Below are 19,112 nucleotides of genomic sequence, written 5' to 3' on the forward strand. Positions count from 1 at the left end.
CTCCATTAAAGTCACTGACTACATTTTTTCCTGAAGCATCAGGCACGGCAACAGCCGAAAGCGCATAAGTTAGCACAGAAACTTATTAGCCATCCAGACATCTGGACATAATGGCGGCTAAAGCTGGTTAAGCGCAGTAAGTTGGTGATTTAGCGGTAGGAAGCGGCATTCCCCCAGCGGATTATGCTGCGAATGACTAACCGAAAATTGTAAAGTCAGTCATGCGCTTTCACGATTCAAGGGAGATTGATTGAATGTGGCAGGCAGGGTAAGGCTTCAGATAAGGTCTTAACCTGCAGAACAGGGTTACAGAACCGGTTATTTCAGTGCGTAGACCTCGGCTAAGTCGGCCAGATCCCAGTTTCCGCCCGTCAGCAAGACGCAGACTTTCTCGTCGGGTTTCAGACTCACCGAACCCGCCAGTAGCGCACCGAGACCAATTGAGGCTGCCGGTTCCGCAATTAATTTTGCATCCCTGGCAAGAACGCGCATGCCCTGAATAATGTGTTCTTCATCCACCAGAATAATCTCGTCTACATACTTCTCAATAATCGGGTAGGGATTGCGTCCCGGTACGCTAATTCTTAAGCCGTCAGCGATGGTGTTTTGCAGCGGCAGGGAAGTAGGCTGTTTATTGATCCGGCTTTGATAATATTTAGGCGTCAGGGCAGGCTCAGCGCCAATGACTCTGACCGCCGGACGGGTTTCTTTCAGCGCCGTGGCGACACCAGAAAGCAGACCGCCGCCGCCCAGCGGTATAATGACGGTATCCACATCCGGTAAATCATCTAATATTTCGCAACCGATCGTGCCCTGTCCGGCCATGACCATCGGATCTTCAAAGCCATGCACCACCGCATAGTTATTGGCTTCGGCAATTTCATACACTTCTTTCCAGCGCGAGGCGTTGTCACCATCAAACAAAATAATCTCTGCTCCCAGCGCGCGGGTATTTTCGATTTTGATTTTTGGCGTGGTGACCGGCAAGACCAGAACAACTTTTACACCCAGCATTCTGGCTGCGTACGACAGCCCCTGAGCATGATTGCCTGACGAACTGGAAATAATACCGTTGGCAAAAGCCTCAACGGGCAGAGAGAGCACTTTATTTAGCGCACCGCGAATTTTAAACGCACCGGTAATTTGCAGCGTCTCCGGCTTGAGATAAAGCTGGCAGCCCACCTGTTTTTCGATTTTATCGGCGCGCAACAACGGTGTGTGACGAATATGCGCAGCGATACGCTGTTGCGCTTCATGAATATCTTGCAGGGTCGGATACTGACGCGTCATCACGGTTACCTTTATCTGAAGGAAAAACGTTATTCAAAAAATGCAAAATACGTACCGACACCTTTTTCGAGGGCATTGCGGTAAATTCTGCCGGCGGTCGTGTTGTCCTGAATAGAAAGGCCGGTGGAGTCAAAAAAGGTAATTTCCTCCTCGCTTTCTCTGCCTGGCTTCTTCCCCAGTAATATCTCACCGATTTCAGCATGAATGTCGTTTTCACGGATGATATTCCTGTTCAGCCCGTGCCAGGTTTCACCCTTTTGCGTGCACTGAGACAGGGAGTCCACGACCACTTTTACCCGGCTGAAAATGTGAGGATCAAATTCCTGTTTACCCTGCTGGTCGGTGCCAATGGCGATGATATGTGTGCCAGGCTTAATCCAGCTGGCTTCGAGCAGCGGCCCTTTGCCCCGGGTCGTTGTAATCAAGATATCGGCTTGCGCTACCGCCGCCTGGCAGGAATCCGCCACAGTGACCGGGATACCAAACTCGCTTTCAATATCATTTTTAAAGGCCAGCCGGGATGCTGGCGTGCGGCTCCAGGCATGGATCTCTTCAATTTGCATAACCCTGTCGATGGCTCTTACCTGCATCCTGGCCTGATTACCTGTGCCAATCATCGTCAATTTTTTGGCGCTTGTGCGTGCCAGTGCCTTCACGGAAACGGCACCCGATGCGCCAGTGCGCAGACCGGTAATCAGGCTACCATCCATCACGCAGCACAGCGCACAGGTCCGGGCATCAAACAATATTACCGTTCCCATGCCGCTCGGCAGGCCATATTCCACAGGGTTCTGTGGAAAGGGGCCAGAGGAGGCTTTCATCGAAATCAGTTCGTTGCTTTTGTAATAACTGGTTTTAAAGTCTATTTCCCCACGCGGCGCGGGAAGGTGCAAACCGATATAGGCCGGCTGTTCCACCAGATTGCTGTTGAAGGCTTTATAGGCTTCTTCCACCGCATCAATCACGTCGTCGGTGCTGATGAGCTGACTGACTTCCTGTTTGGTGAGCAATAACGTCTTCATGCACCCTCTAATCACGTTGTGAAGAACGGCTCTCCGGTACACAGATGACCTGATGCCGTTGTCAGAGAAAGGTTGGCTTTGGGACATTATTGCACCGGCTGCACGACAGAAAATGTCAATCTGCGGGTCGGATAAACGCTTTTTACTGTTTTAGCGGGCGGTGGCGAAAGCTAATGCTTAGTGGCTGGCGATGAAAGGACGTCAGGCCGAAATAGCCGATAAAAAAAGGGTTTATGTTGAACATAAACCCTCAGAGAGATTAACGCGCCTGAATTACTTTTCAGGTATCACGTTCAGCAGCGTTGTCAGCAGTTTCCAGTAAAGCCCCACGCTCTCGATATGCACCTGCTCATCAGGTGAGTGAGGGCCGGTAATCGTTGGTCCAATCGAAACCATATCCATGTCAGGATAAGGCTTTTTGAACAGGCCGCATTCCAGACCTGCGTGAATCACCTGGATGTTAGGCGTCTTATTAAACAGCGCGACATAGGTTTCACGGGTCAGCGCCATAATCGGCGAGTCCGCGTCTGGCTGCCAGCCGGGATAGCCACCTTTTGGCTTCGTTTGTGCGCCTGCCAACTGACCGAGTGAGGTCAGCATCTGCACGACGTAATCACGCCCGGTATCGATCAGTGAGCGAATCAGGCAGTTAATTTCTGCTTTATCTGCCTCCATCGTGACCACACCCACATTCAGCGAGGTTTCGACCACGCCTTTGGCGACGTCTGAGTTACGGATAACACCGTTTGGCGTGCTGTTCAGCAGATTCAGGAAGCGGTCACGGCTCTCTGTGGTTAGCGCGTCACCCTGATGGGCAACCGGCTCGCTGACAAAGGCAATGTTCTTCTCTTTTACGCCGTGTTCATTTTGCAACGCAGCCAGGAAGCCGGCGGCGGCCGATTTCAGGCTGTCTACTTTGCTGCTATCCACAGACACGGTGGCAAAGGCTTCACGTGGGATTGCATTACGCAACGTACCACCGGTGAATTCAACCAGACGAAGATCCAGCTCTGCCGCATGGGCCGCCAGGAAACGCGCCAGCAATTTGTTCGCATTGCCCAGGCCCATGTGGATATCCGCGCCGGAGTGACCGCCACGCAGGCCTTTCAGGGTCAGCTTCAGGCTTTCGTGGGAAGCTGGCACCGCCTCACGCGTCAGCGGAAGCGTGGTAACGAAGTCGATACCACCTGCGCAACCCATGTAGATCTCACCTTCTTCTTCCGAATCGGTGTTGATCAAAATATCCGCCTGCAGCCAGCCTGGCTGTAAGCCAAACGCGCCATCCATGCCGGTTTCTTCGGTCATGGTTAACAACACTTCCAGCGGACCGTGGGTCAGGCTGCTGTCCGCCAGAACGGCCAGCGCAGATGCCATACCAATACCGTTGTCGGCACCCAGCGTCGTACCGCGCGCTTTGACCCACTCGCCATCAACATAAGGCTGAATAGGATCTTTGGTGAAGTCGTGTACGGTGTCGTTGTTTTTCTGCGGCACCATATCAAGGTGGGCCTGCAACACAACCGGCGTGCGTTTTTCCATGCCTGACGTGGCTGGTTTACGGATCAGAATATTGCCTACCTGATCGCGCTCACACCAGAAACCTTGTTCTTTGGCCCAGCCAACGATATAGCTTGCCAGCGCTTCTTCATGGAAAGAGGGATGCGGAATAGAGCAAATCTTAGCGAAAATATCCCACAGTGGCTGTGGAGAGAGTTGGGACAATTCAGACACGACAAGTCTCCTGTGTCAGTGCGCCGGCCGGGCCGGACATTGCGAAGTTCCAGTAAAAGATCGCCGTCAGAGAACTGACGAGATAGGGCGAGAATATCACTGTTTCTGACTCGGTGTGTTATTCAACGCGCTAAAAAACCGCAACCAGAAGCCAGGTGCTGGTTTTTAGCGCGTCATGTCCTTATAATCTCGCGCAACCTTTTCCCCGTTGCACATTTTTTAAGCCACACTGACTGGCTGGGATACCTATTTATGAGCGAAAAATACGTTGTTACCTGGGACATGCTGCAGATTCATGCCCGCAAACTGGCTCAACGCCTGCTTCCTGTTGAACAGTGGAAAGGCATTATTGCAGTCAGCCGCGGCGGTCTGGTACCGGCTTCGCTGCTGGCACGTGAACTGGGTATTCGCTATGTCGATACCGTGTGTATTTCCAGCTATGACCACGATCACCAGCGTGAAATGAAAGTCCTGAAACGCGCTGAAGGCGACGGTGAAGGCTTTATCGTTATTGACGACTTGGTTGATACTGGCGGCACCGCACAAGCCATCCGCGAAATGTACCCAAAAGCCCGTTTCTGCACCATCTTTGCTAAGCCTGCTGGCCGCGAGCTGGTGGACGATTATGTTGTTGATATTCCGCAGAACACCTGGATTGAGCAGCCGTGGGACATGGGCGTGGTTTACATTCCACCGATTGTGAAAAGCTGATTGATGTAACACAAACAACGCCCGGTTTTCCGGGCGTTGTGCTTTCTACGCCTCGCGACTTGTTTCGCGGTACAGTACACTTACTTACCGCTGTTAATGCTGTCAGAGAGGTAACATGCCTGGCAAAAACCTGAGCGTTGAGCTGTTCAAGCCTCGTTTTAAACACCCCGAAACCTCATCTCTGGTACGACTGCGTCGTCACGCCACGCATGAGGTGCACTCCGCCCTGGATGGCGATAGCCAGCGTGGCTGGTATCGCATGCTTAACAAGTTGATGTGGGCCTGGCGTGGTTTGCCATCGCAGGAGGTCAGCGAGGTGCTGGCTCGTATCGCAATCAGCGACGCTGAGCACACCCATCCGGCGCTGCTGGATACGGTCATTGGTTACCGTAATGGCAACTGGAACTTCGAGTGGAGCAGGCAGGCGGGCTTCTGGCAGCAGCGGGCGCTTGAGGCGAACGAAAGTGAACACGATCGGGCCGGTCATGACTGGCTTCATGCGTCGCACCTCTATAGCGTGGCGGCGTATCCTTATATCAAAGGCGATGAACTGGCTGATCAGGCACAAACGCTCGCCAGCCGCGCTTATGACGAGGCAACCCGCCGGCTACCCGGAGAACTCAAAACGCTGACCTTCCCCATTGAAGGCGGTAGCCCGGTCAGTGGTTTTCTGCACATGCCGCCTGCTGTGGAGGCACCTTATCCCACGGTGATGTTTTGTGGTGCGCTGGATTCGCTGCAAACCGATCATTATCGTCTGTTCCATGACTATCTGGCACCGCGTGGTATCGCCATGTTGACGCTTGATATGCCTTCCGTCGGGAATTCAATGAAGTGGAAGCTCAGTCAGGACACCAGCTTTCTGCATCAGCAGGTACTGCGCGATCTGGCGTCCGTGCCGTGGATCGATCATACACGCGTTGCCGCGCTGGGCTTCCGCTTTGGCGCGAATGTCGCGGTGCGTCTGGCCTATCTGGAAGCACCGCGGATGCGGGCGGTGGCCTGTCTGGGGCCGATTGTGCACAGTTTGCTGACGCAGGCCACGCTGCAGAACAAGGTGCCGGATATGTACATGGACATGCTTGCGAGCCGACTTGGCATGACTGGCACAACGGACAGCGCATTACGGGCTGAGTTGCTCAGCTACTCGCTGAAAAATCAGGGGCTTCTGGGACGAAGAACGTCAACGCCGATGCTGTCTGCACACTGGCCTAACGATCTCTTCAGCCCCGAGGAAGAGAGCAAATTAATCGCTAACTCCTCGTCGCAAGGTAAGGCCTTGTTAATTCCCGTAAAACCGGTCATCGCCAGTTTTGATAAAGGGCTTAATGAAATCTGCGATTGGCTGGCCCAGCGTTTGAAAAGATAGCTGGCAAAATTTACAGTGTTTGCTACAACTACTAGCTGGAATCATTCGGATCGTCAAAAGAGAGTGCAGCACGGCTGCTACGGTTCGGAATATCAAGCCTGTCCTTATGGAGAATTAGCATGACGTTACCGAGTGGTCATCCCCGCAGTCGCCTGCTTAAACGCTTCACGGAACTGGGACCTTACATACGCGATGGAAAGTGTAGCGAAACCCGTTTTTTCTTCGACTGCCTGGCTGCCTGCGTGAATGTAAAGCCTGCGCCTGAGTTGCGTGAATTTTGGGGCTGGTGGATGGAGTTGGAAGCGCAAGCCGATCACTTTACCTACGTTTATCACATCGGCCTGTTTGATAAAGAAGGCGACTGGTCAGTTGCCACGATCAAAGGCAAAGATAACAATGCCCGCGTGGAAGAAACCTTACGTAATTTCCACGGCCGTTTAAAAACGATGCTGAAAGAGTTTGAACTGGATCTGGTGCCAGCCAGTGACTTTGATGAAAAACCGATAAAACTCAGCGCCTGACACCAGGCCCCTGCGGGGGCCTTTTTTTATGGGCCTGGCGGGAATGTTTGCCTACGCATCAACGTACCGGAAAGCGGACAGAGCGGTGGGACGGAACACAAAACACAAAAGGAAAGGGCGAGTTTTGCAACTCGCCCTTTTAACAGACACATTCACATTGAGGGTAAAGCACTAAGTCTGTCCATCACGCGGGCCGTCAATCCCTCGACCGTCACTCTCGTCAGGCAAGACTCAGATTCATCAGAACTGGTAAGTCAGGCCGACTGCAACGATGTCATCGTTGTTAAGTGCCAGCTTGTTGTCTTTATCCAGTTGGTTAATTTTATAATCAACAAACGTCGACATGTTTTTGTTGAAGTAGTAGGTCGCGCCCACGTCGATGTATTTAACCAGGTCTTCGTTGCCAATACCGTTTTCGATATCTTTGCCCTTGGTCTGAACGTAACCAATGGATGGACGCAGACCGAAGTCAAACTGGTACTGAGCAACCAGTTCCAGGTTTTCTGCTTTGTTGGCAGATCCAGAAACACCACCACCCGCGACACGGTTTGTTCCGCTGATTGGTGTCATGTTGCGCGTTTCGGTGTAGATAGCCGCCAGATAAACACTGTTAGCGTCATATTTCAGACCTGTGCCCCACGAAGTGGCCTTATCACCGTGACCATATACGCCAGCCTGCTGTGCGTTAGTACGGTCAGAAGAGGTGATAGCACCGAGTACGCTCACGCCTGAATCAGCAATGGTATAGCCCAGTGACGCGCCGTAGCCGTCACCATTCTGACGACTTGTATCGATGGCGTTATTCGTTCCTAAGCCACGTGTGTTCGCGCTTTTATCGTCATTTTTACCCTGATACTGCAGGGCAAACTTCAGGCCATCCACCAGACCAAAGAAGTTGTTGTTACGGTAGGTCGCTACGCCAGTGGCGCGCTGTGCCATAAAGTTGTCAGTACGTGCTGTGCCATCGCCGCCAAATTCCGGGAAGACGTCAGTCAGTGACTCAACGTCATACAGCACCCCATAGTTGCGGCCGTAGTCGAATGAACCGTACTGAGAGAACTTCAGACCGGCAAATCCCAGACGGGTCTTGTTGCCGCTGTTCGCATCGGAGCCTTCTGAGTTGTTGGCGTTGTACTGATATTCCCACTGGCCGTAACCGGTCATCATATCGTTAATCTGCGTCTGTCCTTTAAAGCCAATACGCACGTAAGATTTATCGCCATTAGCACCGGCATTATCGCTGAAGTAATGCTCGGCTTTAACCTTGCCGTAGAAATCCAGCTTGTTACCGTCTTTGTTATAAACTTCAGCGGCCTGAGCAGCAGAGGTCAGGGCCAGAGCAGATACCACGATTGCCAGTGTACTTTTCTTCATTTGCTATCAATCCCAATGAGTAAAATTTTTTTGTCCTCAACGTCTTCTTGTTACAGGCATGGCTGCCTTTATTCTCCGGATGCTCAGTCAACAGGCCGGGGGGCATTCAGTTGCCGCCTTGTTACAACAAGAAAACTTTTGAGGCATTAATGAAAAAGTTTGTAAAACACGGACTTTTTACCGATCAATGATGAACTTTTTATGACAATTTTGATGTTTTGTTGTTAATGGGGAACTTTTGGTCTAATTGACGCTCTGCGAAATTTGCAGTTTTTCCCTTACAGGCTGTTGGCTTCCCTCACTGCACCTGTTAAAAAGTCCGTTCACAGAAATTTTTTACGGCAGGACAACATGAGTGGCAGTCAGACCCTTGTGGTCAAATTGGGTACCAGCGTTCTTACCGGCGGTTCACGTCGGTTAAACAGAGCGCACATGGTGGAATTAGTGCGTCAGTGCGCGCAACAGCACGCCGCCGGCCATCGTATTGTGATTGTCACCTCTGGCGCGATGGCAGCCGGTCGTGAACATCTGGGTTACCCCGAACTGCCGCCGACCATCGCCTCAAAGCAGCTGTTAGCTGCGGTGGGGCAAAGTCGTCTTATCCAACTGTGGGAACAGCTGTTTTCCATCTACGGCATTCATATCGGTCAGATGTTACTGACCCGCGCCGATATGGAAGATCGCGAACGCTTCCTGAACGCGCGTGATACCTTGCGTGCCTTGCTGGACAACCACATCGTGCCCGTCATTAACGAAAATGACGCCGTTGCCACCGCTGAAATCAAAGTGGGTGACAATGACAACCTCTCTGCGCTGGCAGCAATGTTGGGCGGCGCGGACAAACTGCTTTTGCTGACCGACCAGCAGGGACTCTTTACCGCCGATCCGCGCAATAATCCGGATGCTGAATTAATCAGCGATGTTCATATCATCGATGACGCGTTGCGGGCCCTGGCGGGCGACAGCGTATCAGGATTAGGCACGGGCGGGATGTCGACTAAACTCCAGGCTGCAGATGTCGCCTGCCGGGCCGGTATTGACGTGATTATTGCTGCGGGCAGCCGAAGCGGCGTCATTAGTGACGTAATTGCGGGCAAGCCGGTGGGCACCCTGTTTCATGCTCAGCAAACGCCGCTTGAAAACCGTAAGCGCTGGATTTTTGGTGCGCCGCCGGCCGGTGAGATCACCGTGGATGACGGCGCGCTTGCCGCGATTATTGAGCGCGGCAGCTCACTGCTGCCTAAAGGTATTCGCGATATTCAGGGCAATTTCTCTCGCGGAGAAGTGATCCGTATTCGCAGCCTGCAGGGGCGCGATATCGCCCACGGCGTCTCGCGCTACAACAGCGACGCGATGCGCATGATCGCAGGCCACCACAGTCAACAGATCAGCGACATTCTGGGCTATGAGTACGGGCCGGTTGCGGTACATCGTGACGACATGATCGTCAGCTAAGGAACGAATATGCTTGAAGAAATGGGTAAGGCGGCGCGTGCCGCGGCCTGGGCAATGGCGGATCTGTCTGCAGCCGAAAAAAATCAGGTTTTACTGACGATTGCTGACCGACTTGAAGCGGAAAGCCGCGTTATTTTGACCGCGAATGAGCAGGATCTGGCTGAGGCGCGGCAGAACAAAATGAGTGAGGCATTGCTCGATCGTCTGACCTTAACGCCAGCACGCCTCAGCGCGATTGCCAGCGATGTTCGCCAGGTCTGCCAGTTAGCCGATCCGGTCGGGCAGGTGATGGATGGCGGTCAGTTGGATAGCGGGCTACGGATTGAGCGCCGCCGGGTGCCGCTGGGCGTGATTGGCGTGATTTATGAAGCGCGTCCAAACGTCACCGTGGATGTCGCCAGTCTGTGCTTAAAAACCGGTAACGCAGCCATTCTGCGCGGTGGGAAAGAGACGTGGCGCACCAATGCGGCTACGGTGCGGGTGATTCAGAACGCACTCCAGCAGCACGGTTTACCGGCGGCAGCGATTCAGGCTATCGAAAATCCGGATCGCGAACTGGTGAATCAGCTACTCAAACTGGATCGTTACGTGGATATGCTGATTCCGCGCGGCGGGGCGGGTCTGCATAAGCTCTGTCGAGAGAACGCGACCATCCCGGTCATTACCGGTGGGATTGGGGTTTGTCATATTTATATCGATGAGACGATGGAAATCGCACCAGCGCTGGACATCATCGTCAATGCGAAAAAGCAGCGCCCCAGTGCCTGCAACTCTCTGGAAACGTTGTTGATTGACACCGCCATTGCTGACCGTTTCCTGCCCGCTTTTACTGCCCGCATGGCTGAAGAGAATATCCCTCTGCATGCCGATGCCAATATTCTGGCGCAGCTGCAGCAGGGGCCGGCCAGCGTTACTGCCGTGCAACAGGGCGACTATGACGATGAGTGGTTGTCGCTTGATCTTAACGTCAAGCGGGTCGCAGATATGGATGAGGCGATTGCGCATATTCGTATGCACGGCACGCAGCATTCAGACGCTATCCTGACCCGCAGCACGCAAAACGCGGCGCGTTTCGTTAAGCAGGTCGACTCTTCGGCCGTGTACGTAAACGCCAGTACCCGTTTTACCGACGGTGCGCAGTTTGGTCTGGGCGCAGAAGTGGCGGTCAGTACGCAAAAACTGCATGCCCGTGGTCCTATGGGGCTGGAGGCGCTGACCACCTACAAATGGATTGCCTGGGGTGATGATACCCTGCGTGCATAACGGTATTTTTTAAACAAACGGGGGCCCATTCAGGCCCCCGTTTTTTTTCATGCTGCTTTTTTCCGCACCACTCAATGGTAGAGTTTTTCCGCCGTTGATGGCTTTTTAAGCGGTGGGGATTATTTTTTACTGCGGGGATGAGTCGGCCGCTGTGCAATTTTTTACAAAAGATTGCTGAAAGGTGAGACGGTACGCGGCTTTGCGCCCTGTTTTATGGTTCGCTGTGCGGTAAAACTGCAAATAATAATCAGAAATGCTTAGTAATGCGGTTAGGTAGTAAACTGGCGGTAATATAAAATGAACTGGTAGCAATAATGAAAATAACATTCAGCTCCTCTTCAATGGTCGATTATTAACTGATGGTTAAAAAAGAGAGTACCCGACAAGCTTTCACCGCCAGGCTGATAGCCGCTTGTGAAAGTGCGGGCATTACAGGACACGGACGCAACAAACAGGTCGCCTGCGCGTTACAACGCCAGGGTTGTAAGATTTCAGCGCCGGGCGTGTGGAAATGGTTTAACGCTCAGTCTGTGCCTGATAATGGCAATTTACTGGCGCTCAGCCAGCTGCTTGGCGTGCGGGTAGAGTGGTTGCAATATGGTATGGATCAGCATCCCGAACCTTACCCGCTTCACGACGTCCCCTGCCAAAAAAACACCTTCCGCGTGAACAGTTTTGATTTAGGGCAGAAGTCAGGCGCAGGTCTGCCTGTGGGGGACGATTTTGTCGAAACCATTCAGGCCATCGAATACGGTCAGGATGAAGCCCGCGTGTTGTTCAGCGGCCGTCCGGCAGATCATATTCGATTAATTGCGATCAACAGCGATGCCATGTCCGACACTTTTGCACCACGCGATCAGCTGTTTGTGGACATAAGCGTCCAACAGTTTGACGGCGACGGTATCTATATTTTCACCCTGGATGAACAGCTGTATCTCAAGCGGCTGCAACTGCAACACAAAAGAATTGCCGTCATATCAGATAATAAGCGTTATGAAACCTGGTATCTGGACAGGAATGAGGCGGGGAATTTAAACGTGCTGGCAAAAGTCATTATGAGTCAGGCCGGGCAGTATCACATTCTGGGATAGACAATTCAGCAGGCTGGGCCACCTGTAAGGCAAAAAAATAATCGGTCTAAATTCAAAAAGTTAACTTATGGTAAAAAATAAATTAACCAGTGGTGTTTGATAAAGCATAAGAACCTGTTAATAATTTGAGCATGGATGAAAGAACGTGTTACCACATGGATGAAACGCTCTTAAACAATTGAGGCGCTGCACAAGCGCGAATCAAACCCCCCAAAAGCCAATGAGCTTTGGGATGGGGTGGATGCGCATAATGCAGCGTCGTCAGATGCCGCCTGTACCCTTTTGCTGACCCTTCCACCTGACTGATTATTCAGCCGGGAGGAGAGCCTGTGAACACCATTCAGCGACATTCGAGCTTGTTCTTCAAACCCAAAACGCTCGCCTGCCACCCTATCGCCAAAGACTCATTCACAGGAGGAGTTATGGCGATAATTCATTATGGCAAAAGCGTTTTTATGGGCAATGCACGTACCCGCCGTCATCAGCGGCGTCAACCTCTCAACCGTCTTAAACAAAGCATTGACGAAGCACTTAACTACCCACCCGAAACGCGTCCTTTGCGGCGTGCTGAACAAATTTGTCAGCGGCAGGTTACCCCAGCGGTCGATCGTGCTGTAACCGCGCCGCGCCTGAGAAATCAAGACGTCTCGGGTTTTGATAACTGTTGTCTGCCCCATGTTCATCTCTACGCGGTTCGCTGAATCGTGTGACCGCTGTTGATTCACTGCCTGTTGCAGGTAACGCCATCCTTCCTTCCTGAGCCTGACCTTTGCGCAAATGCTTTAGTGCTGCTGCACCTTTAATCGCAATTCCCGCTGCGTTTATCTCTGGCACTAATCAGTTTGTTTTATGTTTTCCCGCACGGGATGGGTTGCCTGCACCCTTACTAAGGAGTTTTTATGAGCCAGATTATTGCAATTCTGAATTTTGAAGAAGGTTACGCTGAAATGCCTTATCTCGACACCCTGGGGTTCCCCACGGTCGCCGCCGGCATCCGGATTGGCCCTAAAGGCGCATCGTTAAGCAACTATGTCCTGCGGGTGCCGCGCCGCGTAGGCGATGTCTGGAAGCAATGCATTCTGGAAAACAAGATGACAGATATGCAGAGTCGCGCTCCCCTGAAACAGGTGCTGGCAAAGTGCAATGATGCGCGTACCGACGTGCTGTTGAGCATGGCGTACCAGTTGGGCGTTGATGGGGTTTTACAGTTTAAAAATATGCTCAGCGCAATCGCTCGTGAACACTTTACGGAGGCGGGCGATGCCATGCTTAACAGCCTGTGGGCACGGCAAACGCCCGGTCGAGTGAGACGTCATGCTGACGTTATGCGCAGCGGTAACTACGACGTTTATCGGGGGCTGTTATGAGATGGCTGTTTTTTATTATCGCGGTATTAGTTGTCGTGATTATTCTGCTGTTAATGCAGCGCTTCACCACGCTGCAGTTTGTTTCTCACGCCAAATTGTTATTTAAAACCTGGTCTGTATGGCTGGCTTCGCTGGGGTCAATGCTCAGCGCCTGGGTTCAGTCATTTCCGTCGTCTGCGCTGAATGCCTGGCAAACGCTGCCTGACGATGTGAAGAGCATCCTTCCCCACAATTACCTTGGTCTCATCGGCGCCTTCATGGTGGCGATGGGCGTCATCGCGCAATTTGTTCGCCAGAAAAACCTGCTGAATGAAAAGCGCCCCAGCAATAAGGAGACATCATGACGTTTATTTCTCTGTTTACCAGCGGCTGGCACGGACTGGCGACGATGGGTGCACTGATCATCGCCGTCGTTGCCAGCTACGTGGGAGGTAAGAAGATCGGCAAGGTGCAACAGCAAGCCCGGTCGGAAGCCGACAGCGCCAGGCAAGAGGCAAATCGCATGGCGAATGTTACTCATCAACAGCAACGCAATAGTGAGGAGGCGAAGCGTGTGGCGACTGATAACCTTAATCTTGATGACGCTGCTGCTCGCGACAAGCTGCAGCAGTCCAAATACCACCAACCTTAAACCTGCCACCTACAGCGATTCAGCCTGCATTCTCTTTTCCCCCATCTACACCCATGGCGATGACGCTCACAAAGCAGATATTCGCACCGTGCGCGCCATTAACAGCCATAACGATTTATGGGATGTCCTGTGTGGTCATTCCGCTGCCAAAGATTCTTTAACTTTCTGATTTACAGCCTATTATCCTGAGGAGGATATCATGATTGAAGTTAACTCATTTGCTGAGCTTCGTACGACCATGCCGTCAAAACCAGGTGAAATTGCCGTACTGAAACGCTACTACGATAAAGATTCCAGCTTTCGTGGCGGCGGCGATTTTGTGGGATTTACCGGCACCACGATTTTAAAAGATGATGGCGGTACGGTAGCCATAGGAAACGGCTTCTACTGGAAACGTTCAATCAACGATCCGCGAGAAGTGAACATCCTGCATTTTGGTGCAAAGGGCGATGGCGTCACGGATGACACCGATGCGTTTAAACGTATTCTCGGTTGGTCACAAACTTACAGCCAGAATATGAAGGGATTGCCGGTACGTTTCCCTGGCGGGCGCTTCCTGATTATGCCCATGGACTTGAGTGAGACGGAAATCCCCTTCTTTGGTCTGGCCGGGGACGATCTGGCGCTGGGTTCTCTGCCCGGCACCACCATTGTGTCAGATAAAAGTGCCAATACCCTGTTCAAAGTTCAGGCTCGGCGTAGCACCATTCGCGGGATTACCTGGGACGGACAGGCCAGTGCCGATACTGTCACCAACACGGCAACCATTACCCCTGAAATGTGCAGCAATGTTCAGCCGTTTTTTGAAAACAGTTGTATGGCAGGGCAAATCGTTAATATCAGCTGCTTTCGGGGGCAGCGCAGCGGCGGAACCATCTTTAAGCTGCAGGACACACTCGACAGTAAGTTTGAGCAAATCTATACCAATACCACCTACTCGCGCGTTTTCGATATCGGCTGGTCAGGTTCACCCAAAGGCGTCTGGGATCACTCCACAGCCATTGAGTTATGTAATGCCAATTTCCAGACGGGCTATGGCGATGCCACGCTGTATATGCCGCGCATGACGCAGGCGATCATGCGCAACGTATGGATCGAACATACGCGCAATCCCGGCGATTTGTCCGATGGCGGCTGGACCATTGATACGCTCAATGTCGAGAACTGTAGTGCGCCATTGATACTGAATAATGCACGCGTGGTAATGCGTCATATTAACCTGCAGTCAGGCTCCAAACTCAGTCAGGATCTGGTCGGGGGGAAATGGCTTTCCACCTTTGAGTATGGTTACCGTCGTGACGAGAACTACGGCACCTTTATGAGTGGTTCGCTGCGGGCAGGGTACTTTAGCGGCTACAAGGTGGTGAATAACACCGAGACGGATAACTGGTACCGTTTAGGTCAGGTGTTTTTCCCGTCACCCAATCAGCAATGGGTCATTGAGTTGATCGGTAAAGCGGATAACACCACGCCTTCGGGGACAGCAGGATCGCCCATCAACATGCCCGGCACCGGGAAGACCTGGATCAACCTGCAACGACTGGATACGGTCTGGGCTGATGCCTGTCATATGGGGCAGCCAGCGGTTATTGATATCCGTTACAACCGGGTGGGCACCACCTATGCTGGCGTGTGGGTTAAGCTAAGAGCCAACAGCGGCGAAACCATGTTTAACCTGAAAACCACCGGACCAACGCGCTTTGATACGGGTTCCTGTTCCCTGTTTCAAAGTGATATGTCGCTGGTTGATGACGTATCGAAGGTGGGAACGCTCAAGCCAGCGGCACGCTTTGGATTGCACAATGGCGTGGCAGGGCTGGGAGCCAATGAAAAAGGCGTGGTGACCCTCGCTACCGCGGTTGGCACACCGACCAACAAAACGACGCCGACGGGTTTTGTGCTCATCAATATTAACGGTACCGATCGTAAGGTGCCTTATTACGATTAACGTCGGCAACCCTACGCGAGGCTTCGGCCTCGCTTTTTTTTGCGTTGTGCCCAGCATTGTGCGGCTCTCAGGCTTCTCGTCACTGTGAGCACTCTCTGAGAGCGTGCCGCAGATAGCGCAAAACAGCTTCTGCACCCGTTTTAATCAACACTGCGATCGGGCTTAACAAATAGAATATTGCGCTGCATCAATAACCATACAGAGTCAATGGTTTTCGGGACTAAATAACCTTATAGTCTGTGCAACTTTTAGTTGTTGTTCTTTTACTCTGGAGGCTACATGGAACTCAGCCGAAGAAAATTCTTCCGCATCTGCGCAGGCGGCCTGGCCGGAACCACTGTTGCATCTCTCGGATTTTTATCCTCTTTCTCTTTGCAGGCAGCAACCCGTCAATACAAACTGATAAAAGCGAAAGAGACACGCAATAACTGTACCTACTGCTCTGTCGGCTGCGGCATGTTGATTTACAGCCTGGGCGACACCGCTAAAAACGTGAGAGAACGTATCTACCACGTAGAGGGCGATCCGGACCATCCGGTCAGTCGTGGCTCGCTCTGCCCGAAAGGGGCCGGTGTACTGGATTATATTCACAGTGAAACCCGTTTGCAGTACCCCGAGTATCGTGCGCCGGGATCAAACACCTGGCAGCGCATCAGTTGGGATGAGGCCATCAACCGCATTGCCCGTCTGATGAAAGACGATCGCGATGCGAATTTTATTGAGAAAAATGCCCAAGGCGTCACGGTTAACCGCTGGACCACAACGGGCATGTTGTGCTCCTCGGCGGCCAGTAACGAGACGGGCATGCTCGATGGTAAGTTTGCCCGCAGTTTAGGCATGACCGCGATAGACTGCCAGGCACGTTTGTGTCATGGGCCCACGGTGTCTGCGCTGTCTCCAACGTTCGGCCGCGGCGCCATGACCAATAACTGGGTCGATATCAAAAATGCCAACGTTGTGCTGGTTATGGGGGGCAATGCGGCTGAAGCGCATCCGGTAGGGTTTAAATGGGTTATTGAGGCGCAGACTAAAAATGACGCCACGGTGATTGTGGTGGACCCGCGTTTCAACCGAACCGCCGCCGTTGCCGATGTCTATGCGCCGATTCGCGCCGGTTCGGACAACGTGTTCCTGCTTGGCGTCATCCGCTACCTGATTGAACATGACCGTATTCAGCATGAATATGTCCGGCATTACACCAATGCCAGCCTGCTGATTCGCGATGATTACGCCTTTGATAACGGCTTGTTCAGCGGTTTTGACGCGGATAAGAAGCAGTATGATAAATCCAGCTGGTTCTATCAGCTCGATGAACAGGGAAATGCGCGACGGGATACCACACTGCGTCATCCGCGCTGTGTGTGGAATCTGCTTAAAAAGCACGTCGAACGTTATACGCCAGAGATGGTGAATCGATTATGTGGGACCTCAGTCGCAGACTTCACCCGTATCTGTGAAATGCTGGCCAGCACCAGCGTGCCTAATCGCACAGCAACGATATTGTATGCGCTGGGATGGACTCATCACTCTTCCGGTGCGCAAATTATCCGGGCAGCGGCCATGTTGCAGCTGCTGCTCGGCAATATCGGTATGGCGGGCGGTGGCATTAATGCGCTGCGCGGTCACTCGAATATTCAGGGCTACACCGATCTGGGATTACTGTCGACCAATCTGCCGGGCTACATGCCTCTGCCTTCAGAACATCAGCCAGATTATCAGACCTATATTTCACAAATTACACCGCCTGCACTGGGGGTTAATGAGGTGAACTACTGGCAGAACACGCCCACGTTTTTCGTCAGTATGATGAAAAGCTTTTGGGGAGAACATGCCACTGCGGAAAATAACTGGGGCTATGACTGGTTGCCGAAATGGGATCGTCTTTATGATGTGATGACGCAGGCCGAGTTGATGCTGGAGGGCAAAATCAACGGCTATATTGTTCAGGGTTTCAATCCGCTTGCTGCCTTCCCCGATAAAAACAAATCGTCTCGCGCGCTTTCAAAGCTCAAATATATGGTGGTCATTGATCCGCTGGTAACAGAGTCCTCCAACTTCTGGCAAAACCACGGCGAAATGAATGATGTTAAGCCAGAGACGATCCAGACCGAAGTCTTCCGTTTGCCGTCATCCTGCTTTGCCGAAGAGAACGGATCGATTGTGAATTCCGGCCGGTGGCTACAGTGGCACTGGGCGGCGGCAGAGCCACCAGGCGAGGCATTACATGATGGTAAAATTCTGGGACGGCTCTTTATGCGATTGCGAGAGCTTTACCAGCAAGAGGGCGGGGCTAATCCGCAGCCTTTACTCAATCTCAACTGGAATTATAACGATCCCTACGATCCGCATCCCGAGGAGCTTGCCCGTGAGGCAAATGGTATGGCGCTTCAGGATCTGTATGACGCAGAAGGTCGGTTAATCGCGAAAAAAGGGGAGCAGCTCAGCAGCTTTGCCCAGCTTCGTGATGATGGATCTACCAGCAGTTACTGCTGGATCTACTGCGGCAGCTGGACGGAGCAGGGTAACCAGATGGCGAATCGCGATAACAGCGATCCTTATGGGCTGGGCTGTACGCCAGGATGGGCATGGTCGTGGCCAGCCAACCGTCGGATTCTGTATAACCGGGCCTCTGCCGATCCGTCCGGTAAGCCCTGGGATGCAAAACGCGCACTGCTGCACTGGGATGGTCAAAAATGGGCAGGGATGGATGTTGCGGATTATAACGCGTCTGCGCCAGACAGCCATGTCGGGCCATTTATCATGAACCCGGAGGGCGTTGCACGCCTGTTCTCGATCGACAAAATGAATGATGGCCCTTTTCCGGAGCATTATGAGCCGGTTGAATCACCCATTGGAACGAACCCACTGCATCCAGCGGTCATCTCCAGCCCGGTAGCGCGTATTTTCAGTGACGATATCGCCAATATGGGCAAAGCCGATGCGTTCCCCTATGTCGCCACCACCTATTCCATTACCGAGCTGTTCCGCCACTGGACAAAGCACGCCCGGCTTAACGGCATCGTGCAGCCTGAGCAGTTTATTGAGATTGGCGAATCGCTGGCGAATGAGAAAGGTATTGCCGCAGGGGACATGGTTAAGGTGATGTCTAAACGCGGCTATATCAAGGCGAAAGCCGTGGTGACAAAGCGTTTGCAGACGTTAACGATCGACGGAAAACGTGTAGATACCATCGGGATTCCCTGCCACTGGGGATTTGAAGGTGCAACGCGCAAAGGCTTTCTGTCCAATACGTTGACGCCATCGGTGGGTGATGCCAACTCACATACGCCAGAATACAAAGCGTTTCTGGTCAACATTGAGCGGGCGTAAGGAGGGAAC

Annotated in this window: 16 protein-coding genes; 12 read left to right on the forward strand and 4 right to left on the reverse strand. The window is 52.5% G+C overall.

Annotated elements, in window-relative coordinates; all coding sequences use genetic code 11:
- Positions 1 to 318: 318 nt before the first annotated feature.
- The 3 genes from FBY13_RS05520 to pepD all read right to left on the reverse strand — a co-directional run bounded on the left by FBY13_RS05520 (position 319) and on the right by pepD (position 4,043).
- Positions 319 to 1,290, reverse strand: a complete 972-nt coding sequence (locus FBY13_RS05520) for a threonine/serine dehydratase (RefSeq protein ID WP_109718289.1) — start codon at positions 1,288 to 1,290, stop codon at positions 319 to 321.
- Positions 1,291 to 1,319: 29 nt separating this feature from the next.
- Positions 1,320 to 2,312, reverse strand: a complete 993-nt coding sequence (locus FBY13_RS05525; protein ID WP_145393693.1) for an ornithine cyclodeaminase family protein — start codon at positions 2,310 to 2,312, stop codon at positions 1,320 to 1,322.
- Between the two features lie 273 nt (positions 2,313 to 2,585).
- Positions 2,586 to 4,043 (reverse strand): beta-Ala-His dipeptidase, encoded by a 1,458-nt coding sequence (gene pepD / locus FBY13_RS05530; RefSeq protein WP_145393694.1) that lies wholly within the window; start codon positions 4,041 to 4,043, stop codon positions 2,586 to 2,588.
- A 252-nt stretch (positions 4,044 to 4,295) separates the two neighbouring features.
- Here pepD and gpt point away from each other — a divergent pair, with 252 nt between their 5' ends.
- From gpt to crl, 3 genes are all read left to right on the forward strand, one after another.
- The gene (gene gpt, locus FBY13_RS05535; RefSeq protein WP_063878556.1) at positions 4,296 to 4,754 is read left to right on the forward strand and encodes a xanthine phosphoribosyltransferase; all 459 of its coding nucleotides are present in this window, start codon (positions 4,296 to 4,298) and stop codon (positions 4,752 to 4,754) included.
- 115 nt (positions 4,755 to 4,869) lie between these two features.
- Complete coding sequence (frsA, locus tag FBY13_RS05540; RefSeq protein WP_145393695.1) at positions 4,870 to 6,123, forward strand: esterase FrsA; 1,254 nt, start codon at positions 4,870 to 4,872, stop codon at positions 6,121 to 6,123.
- Positions 6,124 to 6,242: 119 nt separating this feature from the next.
- Positions 6,243 to 6,644, forward strand: coding sequence for a sigma factor-binding protein Crl (gene crl, locus FBY13_RS05545; protein ID WP_063878558.1), 402 nt, complete (start codon positions 6,243 to 6,245; stop codon positions 6,642 to 6,644).
- A gap of 240 nt (positions 6,645 to 6,884) precedes the next feature.
- On the opposite strand, the gene ompC is transcribed toward crl, so the two are convergent.
- Positions 6,885 to 8,018 carry a porin OmpC gene (gene ompC, locus FBY13_RS05550; RefSeq protein ID WP_109718293.1) on the reverse strand — a complete coding sequence of 378 codons (1,134 nt, stop codon included), beginning with the start codon at positions 8,016 to 8,018 and terminating at the stop codon, positions 6,885 to 6,887.
- Between the two features lie 351 nt (positions 8,019 to 8,369).
- Here ompC and proB point away from each other — a divergent pair, with 351 nt between their 5' ends.
- From proB to fdnG, 9 genes are all read left to right on the forward strand, one after another.
- The gene (gene proB, locus FBY13_RS05555; protein ID WP_145393696.1) at positions 8,370 to 9,473 is read left to right on the forward strand and encodes a glutamate 5-kinase; all 1,104 of its coding nucleotides are present in this window, start codon (positions 8,370 to 8,372) and stop codon (positions 9,471 to 9,473) included.
- 9 nt (positions 9,474 to 9,482) lie between these two features.
- Positions 9,483 to 10,736 (forward strand): glutamate-5-semialdehyde dehydrogenase, encoded by a 1,254-nt coding sequence (proA, locus tag FBY13_RS05560; protein ID WP_145393697.1) that lies wholly within the window; start codon positions 9,483 to 9,485, stop codon positions 10,734 to 10,736.
- A 359-nt stretch (positions 10,737 to 11,095) separates the two neighbouring features.
- Positions 11,096 to 11,827 carry a S24 family peptidase gene (locus tag FBY13_RS05565; RefSeq protein WP_063878562.1) on the forward strand — a complete coding sequence of 244 codons (732 nt, stop codon included), beginning with the start codon at positions 11,096 to 11,098 and terminating at the stop codon, positions 11,825 to 11,827.
- 422 nt (positions 11,828 to 12,249) lie between these two features.
- Positions 12,250 to 12,528 (forward strand): hypothetical protein, encoded by a 279-nt coding sequence (locus tag FBY13_RS05570; RefSeq protein ID WP_109718295.1) that lies wholly within the window; start codon positions 12,250 to 12,252, stop codon positions 12,526 to 12,528.
- Between the two features lie 198 nt (positions 12,529 to 12,726).
- Positions 12,727 to 13,194 (forward strand): hypothetical protein, encoded by a 468-nt coding sequence (locus FBY13_RS05575; protein ID WP_063878564.1) that lies wholly within the window; start codon positions 12,727 to 12,729, stop codon positions 13,192 to 13,194.
- Positions 13,191 to 13,538, forward strand: a complete 348-nt coding sequence (locus tag FBY13_RS05580) for a hypothetical protein (RefSeq protein WP_063878565.1) — start codon at positions 13,191 to 13,193, stop codon at positions 13,536 to 13,538. Before FBY13_RS05575 ends, FBY13_RS05580 begins: the two co-directional genes overlap by 4 nt.
- Positions 13,535 to 13,825 (forward strand): hypothetical protein, encoded by a 291-nt coding sequence (locus FBY13_RS05585; RefSeq protein WP_109718296.1) that lies wholly within the window; start codon positions 13,535 to 13,537, stop codon positions 13,823 to 13,825. Before FBY13_RS05580 ends, FBY13_RS05585 begins: the two co-directional genes overlap by 4 nt.
- Positions 13,826 to 14,024: 199 nt before the next feature.
- The gene (locus tag FBY13_RS05590; RefSeq protein ID WP_096012048.1) at positions 14,025 to 15,773 is read left to right on the forward strand and encodes a glycosyl hydrolase family 28-related protein; all 1,749 of its coding nucleotides are present in this window, start codon (positions 14,025 to 14,027) and stop codon (positions 15,771 to 15,773) included.
- A gap of 279 nt (positions 15,774 to 16,052) precedes the next feature.
- Positions 16,053 to 19,103 (forward strand): formate dehydrogenase-N subunit alpha, encoded by a 3,051-nt coding sequence (gene fdnG / locus FBY13_RS05595; RefSeq protein ID WP_145393698.1) that lies wholly within the window; start codon positions 16,053 to 16,055, stop codon positions 19,101 to 19,103.
- The last annotated feature ends 9 nt before the right edge of the window (positions 19,104 to 19,112 follow it).

Source organism: Pantoea sp. SJZ147 (genome assembly GCF_007828605.1).
Classification (GTDB): domain Bacteria; phylum Pseudomonadota; class Gammaproteobacteria; order Enterobacterales; family Enterobacteriaceae; genus Pantoea; species Pantoea allii.